Source organism: Flavonifractor plautii ATCC 29863 (assembly GCF_000239295.1).
Taxonomy (GTDB): Bacteria; Bacillota; Clostridia; order Oscillospirales; family Oscillospiraceae; genus Flavonifractor; species Flavonifractor plautii.
In genome coordinates this window covers 1-14,198 of the sequence record NZ_JH417672.1, presented here as the reverse complement: position 1 = coordinate 14,198, position 14,198 = coordinate 1, and the positions used below count along the sequence as shown (strand labels likewise).

At 52.5% G+C, this 14,198-nt stretch carries 32 protein-coding genes; 31 read left to right on the top strand and 1 reads right to left on the bottom strand.

What is annotated here, in order from left to right:
* The 31 genes from HMPREF0372_RS19005 to HMPREF0372_RS19595 all read left to right on the top strand — a co-directional run.
* A partial coding sequence (locus HMPREF0372_RS19005; RefSeq protein ID WP_039996644.1) for a DUF5758 domain-containing protein occupies window positions 1-424 on the top strand: 424 nt, incomplete at its 5' end.
* An 87-nt stretch (window positions 425-511) separates the two neighbouring features.
* Window positions 512-694, top strand: coding sequence for a hypothetical protein (locus HMPREF0372_RS04000; RefSeq protein ID WP_007489194.1), 183 nt, complete (start codon window positions 512-514; stop codon window positions 692-694).
* Between the two features lie 149 nt (window positions 695-843).
* Window positions 844-1,665: a DUF1351 domain-containing protein gene (locus HMPREF0372_RS03995; RefSeq protein ID WP_007489192.1), complete on the top strand. Its 822-nt coding sequence runs from the start codon at window positions 844-846 to the stop codon at window positions 1,663-1,665.
* Window positions 1,658-2,533: a recombinase RecT gene (locus tag HMPREF0372_RS03990; protein WP_007489191.1), complete on the top strand. Its 876-nt coding sequence runs from the start codon at window positions 1,658-1,660 to the stop codon at window positions 2,531-2,533. Before HMPREF0372_RS03995 ends, HMPREF0372_RS03990 begins: the two co-directional genes overlap by 8 nt.
* Window positions 2,523-3,185: an MBL fold metallo-hydrolase gene (locus HMPREF0372_RS18650; protein WP_007489189.1), complete on the top strand. Its 663-nt coding sequence runs from the start codon at window positions 2,523-2,525 to the stop codon at window positions 3,183-3,185. The genes HMPREF0372_RS03990 and HMPREF0372_RS18650 overlap by 11 nt, the downstream gene beginning before the upstream one ends.
* 4 nt (window positions 3,186-3,189) lie before the next feature.
* A complete protein-coding gene (locus HMPREF0372_RS19000; RefSeq protein ID WP_007489187.1) occupies window positions 3,190-3,366 on the top strand; it encodes a helix-turn-helix domain-containing protein in 177 nt (58 codons plus the stop codon).
* Entirely contained in the window at window positions 3,360-3,800 is a 441-nt protein-coding gene (locus HMPREF0372_RS03980) for a single-stranded DNA-binding protein (protein ID WP_007489185.1), read from the top strand. Before HMPREF0372_RS19000 ends, HMPREF0372_RS03980 begins: the two co-directional genes overlap by 7 nt.
* 189 nt (window positions 3,801-3,989) lie before the next feature.
* Window positions 3,990-4,475, top strand: a complete 486-nt coding sequence (locus tag HMPREF0372_RS03975; RefSeq protein WP_007489183.1) for a hypothetical protein — start codon at window positions 3,990-3,992, stop codon at window positions 4,473-4,475.
* Window positions 4,472-4,825 (top strand): DUF1064 domain-containing protein, encoded by a 354-nt coding sequence (locus HMPREF0372_RS03970; protein WP_007489181.1) that lies wholly within the window; start codon window positions 4,472-4,474, stop codon window positions 4,823-4,825. The genes HMPREF0372_RS03975 and HMPREF0372_RS03970 overlap by 4 nt, the downstream gene beginning before the upstream one ends.
* 3 nt (window positions 4,826-4,828) lie before the next feature.
* The gene (locus tag HMPREF0372_RS19970) at window positions 4,829-5,257 is read left to right on the top strand and encodes a hypothetical protein (RefSeq protein ID WP_007489179.1); all 429 of its coding nucleotides are present in this window, start codon (window positions 4,829-4,831) and stop codon (window positions 5,255-5,257) included.
* A complete protein-coding gene (locus tag HMPREF0372_RS03960; protein ID WP_007489177.1) occupies window positions 5,247-5,552 on the top strand; it encodes a Lar family restriction alleviation protein in 306 nt (101 codons plus the stop codon). Before HMPREF0372_RS19970 ends, HMPREF0372_RS03960 begins: the two co-directional genes overlap by 11 nt.
* A complete protein-coding gene (locus HMPREF0372_RS03955; protein ID WP_007489175.1) occupies window positions 5,549-6,076 on the top strand; it encodes an NUMOD4 motif-containing HNH endonuclease in 528 nt (175 codons plus the stop codon). The genes HMPREF0372_RS03960 and HMPREF0372_RS03955 overlap by 4 nt, the downstream gene beginning before the upstream one ends.
* The gene (locus HMPREF0372_RS03950) at window positions 6,069-6,431 is read left to right on the top strand and encodes a hypothetical protein (protein ID WP_007489173.1); all 363 of its coding nucleotides are present in this window, start codon (window positions 6,069-6,071) and stop codon (window positions 6,429-6,431) included. The genes HMPREF0372_RS03955 and HMPREF0372_RS03950 overlap by 8 nt, the downstream gene beginning before the upstream one ends.
* Window positions 6,418-6,621, top strand: a complete 204-nt coding sequence (locus tag HMPREF0372_RS03945; RefSeq protein ID WP_021631864.1) for a hypothetical protein — start codon at window positions 6,418-6,420, stop codon at window positions 6,619-6,621. The genes HMPREF0372_RS03950 and HMPREF0372_RS03945 overlap by 14 nt, the downstream gene beginning before the upstream one ends.
* A 14-nt stretch (window positions 6,622-6,635) precedes the next feature.
* Window positions 6,636-6,995: a hypothetical protein gene (locus HMPREF0372_RS03940; protein WP_007489171.1), complete on the top strand. Its 360-nt coding sequence runs from the start codon at window positions 6,636-6,638 to the stop codon at window positions 6,993-6,995.
* On the top strand, window positions 6,992-7,213 hold the full coding sequence (locus tag HMPREF0372_RS03935) for a hypothetical protein (RefSeq protein ID WP_007489169.1): 222 nt from the start codon (window positions 6,992-6,994) through the stop codon (window positions 7,211-7,213). Before HMPREF0372_RS03940 ends, HMPREF0372_RS03935 begins: the two co-directional genes overlap by 4 nt.
* Window positions 7,213-7,650: a hypothetical protein gene (locus tag HMPREF0372_RS03930; RefSeq protein ID WP_007489167.1), complete on the top strand. Its 438-nt coding sequence runs from the start codon at window positions 7,213-7,215 to the stop codon at window positions 7,648-7,650. Before HMPREF0372_RS03935 ends, HMPREF0372_RS03930 begins: the two co-directional genes overlap by 1 nt.
* 1 nt (window position 7,651) lies before the next feature.
* The gene (locus tag HMPREF0372_RS03925; protein WP_039996640.1) at window positions 7,652-8,086 is read left to right on the top strand and encodes a hypothetical protein; all 435 of its coding nucleotides are present in this window, start codon (window positions 7,652-7,654) and stop codon (window positions 8,084-8,086) included.
* Window positions 8,079-8,219: a hypothetical protein gene (locus HMPREF0372_RS19610; RefSeq protein ID WP_007489163.1), complete on the top strand. Its 141-nt coding sequence runs from the start codon at window positions 8,079-8,081 to the stop codon at window positions 8,217-8,219. Before HMPREF0372_RS03925 ends, HMPREF0372_RS19610 begins: the two co-directional genes overlap by 8 nt.
* Complete coding sequence (locus HMPREF0372_RS03920; protein WP_007489162.1) at window positions 8,216-8,506, top strand: hypothetical protein; 291 nt, start codon at window positions 8,216-8,218, stop codon at window positions 8,504-8,506. The genes HMPREF0372_RS19610 and HMPREF0372_RS03920 overlap by 4 nt, the downstream gene beginning before the upstream one ends.
* A complete protein-coding gene (locus tag HMPREF0372_RS19605; RefSeq protein WP_155116960.1) occupies window positions 8,493-8,786 on the top strand; it encodes a hypothetical protein in 294 nt (97 codons plus the stop codon). The genes HMPREF0372_RS03920 and HMPREF0372_RS19605 overlap by 14 nt, the downstream gene beginning before the upstream one ends.
* A gap of 173 nt (window positions 8,787-8,959) precedes the next feature.
* Window positions 8,960-10,021 carry a hypothetical protein gene (locus tag HMPREF0372_RS03905; RefSeq protein WP_007489160.1) on the top strand — a complete coding sequence of 354 codons (1,062 nt, stop codon included), beginning with the start codon at window positions 8,960-8,962 and terminating at the stop codon, window positions 10,019-10,021.
* A complete protein-coding gene (locus HMPREF0372_RS03900; RefSeq protein ID WP_007489158.1) occupies window positions 10,018-10,206 on the top strand; it encodes a hypothetical protein in 189 nt (62 codons plus the stop codon). The genes HMPREF0372_RS03905 and HMPREF0372_RS03900 overlap by 4 nt, the downstream gene beginning before the upstream one ends.
* On the top strand, window positions 10,203-10,358 hold the full coding sequence (locus tag HMPREF0372_RS19600) for a hypothetical protein (protein ID WP_007489157.1): 156 nt from the start codon (window positions 10,203-10,205) through the stop codon (window positions 10,356-10,358). Before HMPREF0372_RS03900 ends, HMPREF0372_RS19600 begins: the two co-directional genes overlap by 4 nt.
* Window positions 10,351-10,569: a hypothetical protein gene (locus tag HMPREF0372_RS03895; protein ID WP_007489155.1), complete on the top strand. Its 219-nt coding sequence runs from the start codon at window positions 10,351-10,353 to the stop codon at window positions 10,567-10,569. The genes HMPREF0372_RS19600 and HMPREF0372_RS03895 overlap by 8 nt, the downstream gene beginning before the upstream one ends.
* Window positions 10,553-10,825, top strand: coding sequence for a DUF551 domain-containing protein (locus tag HMPREF0372_RS03890; protein WP_039996635.1), 273 nt, complete (start codon window positions 10,553-10,555; stop codon window positions 10,823-10,825). The genes HMPREF0372_RS03895 and HMPREF0372_RS03890 overlap by 17 nt, the downstream gene beginning before the upstream one ends.
* The gene (locus HMPREF0372_RS03885; protein ID WP_007489151.1) at window positions 10,822-11,109 is read left to right on the top strand and encodes a hypothetical protein; all 288 of its coding nucleotides are present in this window, start codon (window positions 10,822-10,824) and stop codon (window positions 11,107-11,109) included. Before HMPREF0372_RS03890 ends, HMPREF0372_RS03885 begins: the two co-directional genes overlap by 4 nt.
* Window positions 11,110-11,344: 235 nt before the next feature.
* Complete coding sequence (locus HMPREF0372_RS03880) at window positions 11,345-12,433, top strand: cysteine desulfurase family protein (RefSeq protein ID WP_039996634.1); 1,089 nt, start codon at window positions 11,345-11,347, stop codon at window positions 12,431-12,433.
* Window positions 12,434-12,456: 23 nt separating this feature from the next.
* On the top strand, window positions 12,457-12,762 hold the full coding sequence (locus tag HMPREF0372_RS03875; RefSeq protein WP_007489148.1) for a hypothetical protein: 306 nt from the start codon (window positions 12,457-12,459) through the stop codon (window positions 12,760-12,762).
* Entirely contained in the window at window positions 12,759-12,941 is a 183-nt protein-coding gene (locus HMPREF0372_RS03870; RefSeq protein WP_007489147.1) for a hypothetical protein, read from the top strand. The genes HMPREF0372_RS03875 and HMPREF0372_RS03870 overlap by 4 nt, the downstream gene beginning before the upstream one ends.
* A 145-nt stretch (window positions 12,942-13,086) precedes the next feature.
* Window positions 13,087-13,410, top strand: a complete 324-nt coding sequence (locus HMPREF0372_RS19595; RefSeq protein WP_169314515.1) for a hypothetical protein — start codon at window positions 13,087-13,089, stop codon at window positions 13,408-13,410.
* 28 nt (window positions 13,411-13,438) lie between these two features.
* On the opposite strand, the gene HMPREF0372_RS03865 is transcribed toward HMPREF0372_RS19595, so the two are convergent.
* Entirely contained in the window at window positions 13,439-13,915 is a 477-nt protein-coding gene (locus HMPREF0372_RS03865; RefSeq protein ID WP_039996633.1) for a helix-turn-helix domain-containing protein, read from the bottom strand.
* Window positions 13,916-14,198 lie beyond the last annotated feature (283 nt).

Here is a 14,198-nt window from a genome sequence, read left to right as displayed (position 1 = left end):
CCTGTTCGGTGCCAACCTGCGCGGTGCCGACCTGAGCAATGCCAACCTGAGCTGTGCATCTATGGATCAAATGATATGGGATATTCATACAGTTTTTTACCCGCTGCAATGCCCAGATTCCGGTTCTTATATCGGCTATAAAAAGGCAAGTGGCCTTGTTGTGGAGTTGGAAATCCCCGCAGATGCACGCCGGTCCTCCGCTACTAGCCGAAAATGCCGCGCCAGTAAGGCCAAGGTATTGAGTATCACAGATATCAACGGAAATCCTGCTGGCGGCCAGGTAAAGAGCAATTATGATCCGGACTTTGTTTATACCATAGGGGAAATCGTTGAAGTGTCTGATTTTGATGATGACCGCTGGAACGAGTGCTCTACTGGCATTCATCATTTTATTACACGAGCGGAAGCCGTTATTTACAAATAAAAGCGCCGCTCCCCGGTGTGCGAGACCGGAGGGCGGCAAGGGAAAGAACATCTGCCCTTATTTTAGGGCACGAAGGATGGGAAGTCAATGCTGAATACCAGAAATATTTCCGCCCTGCTGCGCTGGGCGATGGAGAATATCGGCTATCCAATCGACGAGATTAACGCCCTGGACGGGGCAGTGCATATCCGCCTCTCGGATGGCCGAACCGGATTTCTTTATATGCGTGAGGATGGCTGCCCGCGGGCGGTGCTTCCGGCGATTGCCTGATATGGAGTGGTGGCTGCCTTTTTCGCCGTATCGGGATGTGCAGCAGGAGCCTGTGTACGCTTACTGCCGCGAGTGCGGCGGAGAAATCTACGGCCTATTCTCACTGATGCCTGGGCATCTTTGCGAAAAATGTTACTGGAGGGGAAGAAATGAACGAGTTGATTCGCGTGGCCCAGCTCCCGGTAATCGAGGAGCGGCTGCGGGCCATGAAGGAGACCGTGGACAAGCGGGTGGGGGAAGCACTCGCCCTTGTCTGTAATGAGGAGACCGTGCAGGCCGTGAAAGCCGTCCGGGCCGATCTGAATAAAGAGTTCCAGACGCTGGAGGAGCAGCGCAAGGCGGCAAAGAAAGCCGTACTCGGCCCTTACGAACAGTTTGAGGCTGTCTATAAGGAGTGCGTCAGTGACGCTTTCAGGGCGGCGGACGCGGCGTTAAAGGGCAAGGTAGACGCCACCGAGCGTGAAATCAAGCAGCGCTGCGAGGACGGTCTGCGGGAGTATTTCGCGGAACTGTGTGCCGCCGAGCGCATCGACTTTATCCGGTTCGAGCAGGCCGGTTTGAAGGTAGACATGGCCTCCGCCAAACAGAAGACACCCAAGAAGCTGCGGGAGCAGCTGGCGGACTTCGTGGCCGGGGTTGCGTGCAGCGTAGAGCTGATCTCCGGCATGGACGACGCCGAGGAAATCATGGTGGAGTTCAAGCGGACGCTGGACGCCCCGGCGGCCATATCTGCCGTGCAGGAACGGCACCGGCGCATTGAGGCCGAGAAGGAGGCACAGGCGCTCCGGGAAGTGCAGAGGGCACGGGAGGCCGAAGTGGTGGCAAAGGTTGAGGCCGCCGTGCCTACTGCCGTGGATCCGCCCGTGCAGGCCGAACAGTTGTATAAGTGCACCTTCACTGTTCACGCTACAAAACCACAACTTCGCAAGTTAAAAGGATTTTTGAATCAGGAGGGAATCCGTTATGAGTAACGCAGTAGCTACCCAGGCCCAGCGCCCCAAGTTTTCCGTGATGATTTCCACGCCGGGCTATCAGAAGATGATTAACAATACCCTGCGTGACCCTAAGAAGGCCCAGAGATTTGTGGCCTCTATCACCTCCGCCGTGGCAACAAACCCGGCGCTCCAGGAATGCGACCCGGCCACCATCCTATCCGGCGCTCTGCTGGGCGAAAGCCTGAATCTTTCTCCGTCTCCTCAGTTGGGACAGTATTACCTCGTCCCGTTCAAAAATAAGGCGAAATATGACCGTCAAGGCAATCTGATAAAACCGGAGACGACAGACGCCCAATTTGTCCTTGGTTACAAGGGATATATCCAGCTTGCCCTCCGCTCCGGCTACTACAAGCACCTGAACGTGATCGCCGTCAAGGCCGGGGAATTGGTTCGATTCGACCCTCTCACCGAGGAGGTGGAGGTGAATCTCAACCCGGATGAGCTAGCCCGTGAGGACTCCGCCACCGTCGGCTATCTCGCCATGTTCGAGTATCTGAACGGCTTCCGAAAGACCATCTACTGGAGCCGGGACAAGATGGAGGCCCACGCCCTTCGATATTCCAAGGGATACGCGGCCAAGAAGGGTTATACCTTCTGGGAGAAGGACTTCGATGCTATGGCCTTCAAGACCATGCTCCGGCAGCTCATCTCCAAGTGGGGCGTCATGTCTATTGAACTCCAGACGGCCTTTGAGGCGGACGCTGTGGCTGCTGAGGATGGCGACTACATTCAGACACCGCCCGCCGAACTTCCGGAGCCAGTTCAGTACGAGCCGCAGGAGGGCGATGGCAACGAGGCTTCTGGGGACACTGGCGACGAACAGGTAAACCTCAATGACCTATAACATCGTCTCCACCGGCTCCAAGGGCAACGCCGTGGTCATCAACGACCGTATTCTGATTGACTGCGGCGTGCCCTTCAAAGCCCTGGAGCGGGTCAAGAAAGACCTGCGGTTGGTGCTGCTCACCCATATTCACGGAGACCATTTCAACCCCCGGACGGTGCGGGCCCTTGCAAAAGAGCGGCCCTCCATCCGCTGGGGGTGCTGCGAGTGGATGGTCGGGCCGCTGCTGGAGGCCGGGGTGGACAAGCGGCGGATTGATGTGATAAGCCCACATGGTTACAAGGACATCGCGGATGCGGCGCTATATAAAGGATTGGCGTGTGTGAGGCCGGAGTTCATACCGCACAACGTCCCGAACTGTGCATGGCACATCTTTGACGGGAAAGAACACCTTTTCTACGCAACGGACACCGGCACGCTGGACGGCATCGAGGCCAGGGGATACGACCTCTACATGGTGGAGGCAAACCACACCCGGGCCGAGCTGGAGGCCCGCATGGAGGCAAAGAGGGCCGCGGGTGAGTTCTCGTATGAGTGGGCCGCTGCGCAGAACCATTTAAGCCGGGAACAGGCGGAGGACTGGCTTTATCAACAGATGGGGCCGAACAGCCGGTATGTGTTCCTGCATCAACATCACGAAGAAGGAAGTTAATGGAATGGAAAAGCTACTACTGACACGCAAGGAGGCTGCCGATGTGCTGAACATCAGTGTGGATACATTGGACGAGCTTAGAGACGATAAAAAGATCCGGTGCGTCAGAATCGGAGTACGGGTCTATTACAGCCCGGATGAACTAAGGGCCTTTATTACGAAGGAGGGCTACGTGTGCTGAACCGGATTATTCTCATGGGCCGTCTGACCCGTGATCCCGAGCTGCGCCAGACGCAGAGCGGGGTGTCTGTGGCAAACTTCTCCTTGGCGGTGGATCGGGACTTCAAGGACAAGCAGACCGGGGAGAAGACCACGGACTTCATTGACATCGTGGCATGGCGCAGCTCCGCCGAATTTGTCTCCCGCTACTTCGCCAAAGGCCGCATGGCCGTGGTAGATGGCCGCTTACAGCTCCGGGACTGGACGGATAAGGACGGCAACAAGCGCCGCACCGCCGAAGTACTGGCCGATCATGTCTACTTCGGCGACTCCAAGCGGGACGCGGAAGGCGGTGCGGAATCCGGCGGAGCCTATACACCGCCCCCGGCGGAACCGGGGTCTGGTGGGGCGGAGTTCGCAGAGCTGACAGATGATGACGGGGAGCTACCATTTTAATCGACAACGCTTCCAGGCGTATCGGTCGGAAGAGCCAGGGCGAACAGGGATAGACGGCGGGGTGTGCCCCGTGCTGTATCCTGACGACCGCCCCCCTTCTGCCCCCTTTCTCTTCCCCCCACACCCCCTATCTCTATCCCCCTATTATCCCCCCGTTCCTCCTCCTTCTCCTGAGAGAATGGCGGTAATTTGGAGGAGAAGAAGGCTTCTATCGGTAGACTTCCGGTAGAAGTACAGGAAGGACGTGATATTTTGACCCGTGAGGACACGGACAAGCTGTTCGAGCTATTTGCTTTCTACCGGCCTAAAGACCCTCGCCTCAGGGACAATGCTTTGCGGGCTGTTTGGGCGCTGACGCTGGCCCCTTACTCTGTGGACGATGTGCGGGAGGCGGTGGTGAGCTATTTTCGGACACAAAAATACTGGCCTGACCCGACCGACATCTCCTCACGCTGCCCACAGCCAGAGCTCCCCAAAACACAGAATTTTCCGACTCCGGCTCCAACTGCCCGTTACATAGATCCTGCGGTGGAAGCCCTTCGGGAGCGGTGGCAGGAGCTGCGCCGTCAGTGTAGAGCGGCCGGGGTTCCAGGCACTTGGGAAGATGCAAAAAAGGCAGGGCTGACCTGGGAGGCCTGGATGGACATTCTCGACGAAAGGGGCCTTGCCCTGTGAATAAATACGGCAACAAGAAGGCGGTGCGAAATGGCATCACCTTCGACAGTCAGAAAGAGGCCGTACGGTATGACCAACTCATGCTCATGCTGTGTGCCGGAGAAATCAGAGATTTGAAGCTCCAGCCGGAGTTCACACTCCAGGAGGCGTTCACGACACCGCTGGGCGAGCGTGTTCGGGCCATCAAGTACCGGGCCGACTTTGCATATGAGCGGCCTACAGAGCCGGATTGCACGGGCGCCGTCCACTGGCTGCCTGTGGTGGAAGATGTGAAGGGCTTCCGAACCAAGGAATATGAGCTTAAGAAAAAGCTCATGGCCGGGCGCGGAATCCATGTGGTGGAGGTATAGCCCATGATAACCGCAGACCCCTACGGCATCAGCGGAGCGGTGGCACCCTGGCGCAGTCTGGACGCGATGGAGCCGATCGTGGAGCGCAATATCACGGAGCGGGACGCGGAAGAGGCGGCAATCTGTGGACAGTGCCCGCTGCCGGACTGTAACCCCAAAAGAGTTGGCTGCCTACTGCATACCAGAGCGAAAAAGCCAAAACCGTCCCGCGATTTGCTGGAGCGCATGGCGCTGGACGGGCATGGGCCGGAGGAGATATCCCAGGCCACCGGATACAGCATATCGACCACCGCGATGTACATGAAACAATTTTTTAAGGCTGGACCGTGTGAACGATGCTCATCCAAGAGCATTTGTGATGCGGCTGGCGGAACGTGTAGCCGCAAAGAACGCTGGAAAGCAGTCAAGGAGGACCCGAACAATGGACGATAAGACGCGCGCCCTGTTGGGCGATAGAGAGGCGGCCAAGCGGCTGACGGATGCGGAAGTGCTGCTGCCGTGCGCTCACTGTGGCGGAGAGGCCGAATATATCGAGCGCGGAAATGAGAAAATCGGGCTGAAAGAAACCGTTGTCAGGTGCAAAAAATGTGGCACAAGACAAATACATAAATGGCTCAGATATAAGTTTGACTTTTTCTATGTGAGAAATAATACCTTGCTTGAGTGGAACATCCGCGCGCCGATTCTGAGCGCGAAGGAGATGGAGATGCTGGAGGGAATGGAATGAAAGAGCATTGGAAACCGGTGAAAGGATTTGAAGGAAAATATATCGTTAGCAATTTCGGAAATATAATGTCTATCCCAAGAACTTACATCAACAAATTGGGCCGAAAGTATACAATTGATGGATTTACCTTAGTAAAGCATGATGATACGAATGGCTACGACAAGGTGTGGTTGGGCGATTCTGTTATGAAAAGTGTTCACAGGATTGTTGCAGAGGCTTTTATCCCGAACCCGGACGGGTTTTCTGAAGTAAATCATATAGACGGGGACAAGAAAAATAACTGTGCATCAAATCTCGAATGGGTTACGCACAAGAAAAACATTGAACATGCAATTAAAACAGGGCTAATTGGAGATTTTGCAAAGAAAGCTACGCCCGATATTGTGATAGCAATTAGAACAGAGTACATTCCAAACGACAGAAAACACAGCACAACCGCCCTTGCAAAGAAGTACGGGTTAAGCGCTGGTTATGTTTGGAAGATTATTAGCGGAGATAAAAGGAGAAGGGTTGCTGATGAGTAGGATAAAAGGGATGACGCGGGAAGAAGCGATTAAGTGCCTGAAAACTATACAGCGGAGGACTCCGGAATGGGATGACCGGGAAGATGGGCTGTCTTATTGGGATGCTATTGATATGGCCCTCTCCGCCCTCCGCCCCGTCAGCCGGGAGCAGGTGGAGAAGTCGTGGAGGGGTGAGTGGATAGGCATGACTGATGACGATGGATGTACTTGGCAGGAATGTTCAAGGTGTGAACACGACCTTGATAGTATGGAGGAAGCACAAAACTTTTGCCCAGCCTGCGGCGCTCCCATGACGGACGAGGCCGTGGACATCAGATTGAAGGAATTGGAGGCGCTGAAAGATGACCAGACCTGAATTTATTGCCCTGATTGGTCAGGATATCGTGGTAGATTATCCATTTGGTCGAGAACTCCAGCGGTGGAGCATGAAAAACTTTTATATCGATGGAAATGGCGAAGTCAAACATAATCGTCTCACGCTTATTATGGATGCTTTTATTGCCAACGCAAGAAATCCCCACAAAGGGAAGCCCACGCATGGTTAAGGAGGCGCTGAAAGATGGAAAGGGCGATTGATGGAGAGCTACTCGAGTTGGAGATTGCAAATATTGCAAATAAACTGGCAAAATCCGATGCACAAAAGGCATTGATGGGACGGGTAATGTACTGCGTTGAGCATATGCCCACCCTCCCCCCGCCGAACGAGCCGCTGACATGGAATGAGCTGGGCAATATGGTGGAAAAGCCTGTATATATCGTCGAGCTGGAAGATGGGGAAAGTTGCTGGGTGTTAGTGCATACCGTTGACGATATTAAGGCTTTGTTTGTGTCGGCGTTTGACCAGTACGATTGCGGAAATAGAGAACTATACGGCCAAACATGGCTTGCCTACCGCCGCCCGCCGGAGGTATCGCCATGAGACGCCAATACACCCGCCAGGAGATGGAATCCATCACCCAGGAGACCGCAATCTACATTGAGGGTGCAGGGATAGCCCAGCTCCAATGGGGCGGCCTGGAGATTGCAGAGGGGGTAAAGGACGGGTACCTATACTGCAAGCACATCAAGCCGTTTGCGATGGATCTGTACGACAAATACTGGACAGCCTGGGATGGGCCGCCGGAGGAGGGAAAGTGATGGACATTGAGAAGCTGATTGAGCAATTAAACGGATATTTTGAAGGGAATGACCTGAAAAGAGGCGTTGCCCTTGATGCCGCCACTGCTCTCTCCGCACTCCAGGCCGAAAACGAGAGGTTGCGGGACGAAGTAGAGCGGCAAAGGAGGAGCGCAGACAATAGGCAACACCTCTATGAAAATGCAGAACGGGCATACATAAAAGTTCTGACCGAGTTGGAGCAGACCAGGGCAGAAATCACCCGTCTGAAACACTATGAGGACAAGTGCCACGACTGCCCTATCGTTTGCGCCAAAACGGAAATTGTCAAGGCGCACGAGGAGTTGGAAGCCGTACAAGCTGAGCTGGAACGGGTAAAACGGGAAAGGGATGCGGCAGTAGAGGACCTGCACAAACTTTGCCCCGCATGGAAGTGGGACGGCCAAAAGGAGGACTGACATGGAACGGTTGACCAGAAGATCAGCCGATGGCAGGGCGTGTTTCAAGCCCCACCTATATGGACAAATGAATAAAGATGTCTGTGACCGCCTCGCAGCCTATGAGGAGACTGGCTTGGAGCCAGGGGAAATCGAACAACTCAAGGGTGAGGCTTTCGGACTGAGAGTGGACAAGCAAGAGCTGGAGCAATATCGTGCTCTCGGCCCCATTGACCGCCTCCGCGAACTCAAGCAGGCCGACGATGAAGGGCGGTGCGTGGTGCTGCCATTCAAGCCTCCGAGATGGGTGTATATGTGCAGTGCGCGCTTCCCCAAACCGGCAAAAGCCCATTATGCAAGCGCCATCAATGTTTTACATGATATGGACAACGGGTGTGTATTTGGGGATACCCCAAAGGAAGCCGAGGCCGCACTACGGAGGGAGCAGGATGGCTGATATTCTTACAATTATAGCCGCTGTGGAGTGGATGGCGCTTGGCCTGCTTGTCCTGCGGAAGCTCAAGGGGTGGAATCGAAAGATGGAAGAGTTATACGAAGACATGAAGAAACAGTGGGAGGCGGAGGAATGAAGGAGTACATCGAGAAGGCGGATGCTATCAATCTGCTATGGCTTTTCGCAGACGAATCATGTGCCTCTGTTGTTTCGGACTTTGAGGGGCTCCCCGCCGCCGACGTTGCGGAGGTGCGGCACGCTTTCTGGTCAGATTATGGTTCTGGGGTATGCTGTACAAACTGTGGGGTTTCTTTATTCCATCAAGACGAAAATAACAACTGGGGCATTGAGCCAAGTAAATTTATGTTTTGCCCTTCGTGCGGCGCTCTCATGGACGAGGAGGCCGATCATGAGACTAGTTGATGCGGATAATGCACGAGAGTGCTTTGGTGGTGATGGGGTGACTGGAGCCGTCATGCAGCGTATGTTTGATGAGTTGCCGACGGTTGACCCTGTTCACGCTGCCGGCGGGTGCTATTGTTGGGAATGCAAGTACAAAGATGAATGTATTCGCCGCATTGAATTTATTGGGAGAAATTTTGTGCTTGAGCAAAACACCTACGAATATCATCCATTGAGTTTCTGCTCCTACGGCCAGCGAAAGGAGGCCAACCATGACAGACCGAATTTTAGACCTGAGTAAGTTGGAATTACCTAACTGCGAGAAATGTACCAGCCCATCCAAAAAGCTCATTGGGAGGACGATGGACGTGGAGGGGCCCGGAAAAGCTGGAGTCCTGTTTGATTGCCACAACAAAAAATGCCGAGCAAGGCGGCATGAAATAGGGAGATTTATTGTAAGGATGGAGGCCGACCATGAGTAGCCTGATATTTATGGACGCTGAGTGCCCCAACTGCGGCGGAAACTGCGGGAACGGAGGGCGTGGAGATACATTCTACTGCCCCTCCTGCGGCTGGAAGGGGAAAATCAAGGGCGCCGAAAATGACATGAAATTTATCGAGGAATATATCCGGTTTTGTATGGAACGGGATGGAGGGCCGGAGGCGGCAAAACATAAGGGACCCAACGCCATAGAAGGTATGTGCTGCGACTGTGCTCACGGCGGCCCCGGCCCCTGCTGCTCCTGGGATGAGAACGAGGGCTGCCAGTACCGGAAAGAGGACGGAAGCTGCTGGGTGCCATACACAAAGGGGGATGCCAACCTGGACGAAGCCATCGAAAAGTACCTGAAAATCAAGGAGGAGGCCAACATGAAAGAGAAATGCCCTATTTGTGATTACGATATTGAGCACTGCCAATGCTGTTTCGGCGGGTCTGCTCATCCAGATAGGAGTAAGAGGGAAGCCGTGGTAAGAGACCATCTGTATCTTTTCTCTGATAAGCAAGTAATGCACATCATTGAGCTTGAAAGATATTGGAGAATAAGTTATTTGGATGAAGAAAAAGAGAAAATCCGGGAGGAATTGGAGCGGGAGTACAACCCAGTTCTGATGCCTGCGCCGGTGGAGGAGGCCAACATGGACAAGCCTAGAATTTGCGAGGTTCTGGGGGTTGAGGTGGACGAAGTTTTTACAATCGAAACGCCGGTTCGAAAATCCACTTATTGCAGAATTGATGAAGAAGGGAAAATCTATAACACGTGTATAGAGACACTCTGCTATGCCATCAACCACCCCGACCGCATCATCCGAAAGCCCCGCTGGACGGAGCAGGAGGTGGAGAGGGCGAAGGCTATCAAAGTGCTATATCCAGTTGTTAAAACATTGGCATACGTTGATATAGTGGGACAGACATTTTACATGTATGATGACGAAGACAACTATAAGGGCAGTCTTGAGAACCTTGATGAAACGTTTCCTACGCTGAGGAGCATAAGGCGGGCCACATTGGACGAGATCATCGGAGGTGCCCAATGAAATCCCCTGAGTGTGTATGCAAAACGTCAGAAGAGTACATTCGTGTTGCGTTAGCTCTAGAAACTCTTGCTTACCATGACAAAAACTACTTAGACAGTACATTCGCAAAGAGCAATGCTGCTATCAGTGAAGAGATACAGGCTTGCTTGCAGAAGGCTTTAACGATGATGGAGGAAAAACAATGAGAGAAATCCTTTTCAAAGCCAAGCGGCTGGATAATGGAGACATAAATGGAAAGCAAAAATATATCGGTGCTTATCGTACTCTTGCAGACGCAGTAAAGGCAAGGGATATTGCGGAGGGCTCCATCCACGACGGGGAGGGCGGCAATGATTAGACTGCTCCTTTTCCTGGGCATCATCCTGTCCATCGTCAAGGCAAATGGCTGGTTTGTGGTGCCGATGCCTGTCTTGGTTTTCTGCTGGGTAGGAAGCTTCGTTTGCTGGTTGCTTTATTCCTATGCCCTTGGTGTGGGTGAAGGAGCTGCAAAAGAGATGAAAAAGAAAGTCCACGGCGAGGAGGGCGGACAGCATGAGTGGGTGGATTAGCGTCAAGGAGAGGCTGCCGGATGCGCCTGGGCATTATCTCGTTTGCACCAATGTAAACTATTGGCACGGCGGGTGCATGGACAAAAACGAAGAGCATAAATATTGTGAAAGCGGTACGCCAATTGGGTTTTTTGGCACAACAATGAGTGTGCTGGACTGCTATTACGATATTACCGGGGACTGGAACAGGGTCTGTAATTGTCATGTCACCCACTGGATGCCCCTCCCTGAACCGCCGAAGGAGGATATGGCATGAGGAGGAACGCATACGCGGCGAAGCTCATGGCTGCAAAGGGCGCTGTATCAGCACATCAAAAGAAAGAACTGGTACATAGATGCCTGACCACGGTATATCAAGCCTCGGCTGTGGCCTTGCACGAGGTGTACGGGTTCGGCCCGGACAGGATTGATAGATTCCGGGACGCTATGGAGGCCGTTATCCTGGAGTATGGAGACCTCCTTGACAGCGTAGATGCAGACTATGCCGACGAAAAACTGGAGCGAAGATACAAGGCCATTATGGGGAGGAATAGCCCTTGAACGAGTTCAAGGAGAGGATTGACGCTCCCCATGGCTAAAGCAAGGGGGCCCCGCCGCCCAAATCTCGATGATAGAAGGGATGGAACCATGCATAGAGCGGTTTTTTGTAAATCGTGTGGGAATATGATAGCCACCACGGATGGAAACGAAATCAAAATTCAGCACCGTGGAAGAACCATTCGGGTGCATGGCTCTGCTTCTATCACATGTGAAAATTGCAAGGAGGATACATACATTGACACGAAATGTGTACGCAGACTATGCGGCGACAACGCCACTATGCCTGCCTGCGAGACGGGCGATGCACGATGCGTTTGATATATATGGAAACCCGTCATCACTACATTATGCTGGTGCTGAGGCCCGAAAATTGGTAGAAAAGGCCAGATCCAAGGTCGCCAAGGCCATCAACGCTGAGCCGGACGAGATTTACTTCACCTCTGGGGCAACGGAGGCAAATATTTGGGTGCTTTCAGCATTTAGTACAGTAAAAAGCAATGTAGAGCACAGTTCGATGGAATATGGACGGCGCGGTGGAATTGTCGGACTCGAAAGTGACCATCTAGGAATTGTACCATCCAAACCTGTTATAGACCTGACATTCATTGATACCATGTCGATTCTTTGGGTCAACAACGAGGTTGGGACAGTACAAGACATGAAATCGCTTGCGTCATGGGCGACCAATTCCGCTGATAAGCTATTCCATACCGATGCCACCCAGGCCGTCGGGCATATCTCGGTTGATGTGAGAGAGACGGGTGTAGACCTACTCTCTATGTCAGCTCACAAGTTCGGTGGCCCGAAGGGCATAGGAGCCTTGTTCGTGCGCAGGGGTGTAGATATACTCCCTATGCTCCACGGGGGACACCAAGAGGCGGGAAAGCGGGCAGGGACAGAAAATGTAATTGGTATCGCTGGAATGGGTGCGGCAATTGAGTGGGCAACCAATAACCTGGACAAGAGTGTGCCCTATCTCACTAAACTACGTGACATTCTGATTGACGGCATCCTCTCTATTCTAGGTACGGAACTGACTGGACACCCCACACAGCGTTCTCCATCCATCGCTTCCTTTGTATTCAGGGGTATTGACGGACAAGCCTTGGTACTAGCTCTGGATGAACGGGGCGTATGCGCTTCTTCCGGCTCGGCCTGTTCGGAGGGTCAGGTTGGTGTCTCTCATGTGTTGAAGGCGATGGGGTACACCGAGGAAACCGGACGTGGTTCTCTACGGCTGTCCATTGGATGGGATACCACCGAGGCAGACGTGCGGTACGTCATCCGAGCGGTCAAGGAAAGCGTGGAGGAACTGAGAAAGTAAGGGATTGCAGGGAGGTTATTATATTGAAAATTATTGATAATGCAGATAAGCAGAAAATTTATGAGTCTTTGGCGCGAGAACTTCGATTTATTCGGGAAATGGTTATGAAAATATACTGTGACAAGGACTATCTAAGTTTACTTGGGAAAACCAGAATGAGCGGGCTCTCACGAGCAGAAAACCAAATTTACCGCTGTATCCTGGAGGCAGAAGAGTACTGGGTTAGAGATATGAAATCAGCTGGGACCAGGATTTTTCATGCAGGGTTTCACGATGATATTATCGACAACAAAGTGAAAGAGTCCCGAGAGGGGTTAAAAAACGGATGAAAAAGAACCTACGCCGCCTCTCCATTCTCGTCTCCGCTCAAACCGCTTGGAACCTAAACAAGCTGGCCGAGATATGTGGCTACGGGAACAACGTGGGGAAGGTCGTGGACAAGCTGGTGAGGGAGAAGATGATAGCATTGAAGGGGGATAGGTGTGGTAGCAACCGAGACAATTCTTGATGCTATCCACCTGGAGCGTGCCGACAAGGGCCGAACTACGGCATGTTCGTCGTTCCGGTGGAATGGGAGGGGGGCTGATGGCGAGGCGCAACCGTAACGCATACGCCGCAAAGTGGTCGAAAGAAATGAGAAAAGGTGAGGCGTAATGAGCAGTAATTCAGGAAAGAATAGGTACGTCAGATCAAAGGGCGGCTGGGGCCCGCGGGGAGAATACTTTGATTGGTGCAGGCTTCGGGAAGATGGAACCATGGAATTTGGAAGCGAAGATGGAAACTATGCTGGAGGTACAACATTGAGCGCAGACTTCTATCCTAGTTGCCCAAGTGGCCTATACCCTTCAGACTCAGGAGATAGGGGATATTGGCACCATGCTAAAAAAGTATTGGAATCTATTCAAAAAGCAAAACCAGATTTCTTTGAGAGAATTATGGAAATGCTAAAGGAAAACGGAGTGCAAATCCCAGAATAACAAAAACGCCCCCGCTTGGCCGTGATGGTCAGGCGGGGGATTCGTCTTTCTTACGAGATTGAAGCGCGTCCCACTCCTTCTGGCGTTCTAGGATATTTGCCGCTGTCCCCCTACCATATAGATACGGATTCAAAAAGTACCTCCCGCGTCCCATGCGGATCAAGTACCCGTTCTCCATCAGATATTTCAACCCGCGTTTCATTGATGCCTCACCGAGGCCGTATGTTTCTCCTATGGAACTCAACGCATCGGATCCAAGAGAGATATAGGGGTCGCTATTGGCATAGGGGAGGCGGGCTGCCAAGGCACTCAAAAGAGTCCTTGTTGAGTGTGGTATTTGCTGCCGGAGCAACGGATTCTGCGCGAACTCTTTCACATATCGCGCACCAGGCTTTACGCTATACATTAGTTTCTTCACCTGGTTCGTCACTTCTCCGGTCTGCTGATCCACGATAATATACTCTTTTTGAACCTTGACTGTTTCTTTTAGTGCCCTGTCGCTCAATAGCCCCTCACCTCCTATATGCATATATACATTCTGTTATTACCAATAGAAAAGTATCAAAATGATACCTATTAAGTATCAAATTGATACTAATAAGGTATCAAAATGATACTTAATTCAAATGGACTGTAATCATTGTGCCACAATGGATTGAACCCGATTTTTGGGCAGCCGCCGCCTCTTTTATTTTCTATTATAGCATGGTAGTGTCCAGGAGTGCAAGTTGAAGCGCATTACTGAGCCGAGTCATTCTGTAGGACTACAATACATATTGGACATCTGA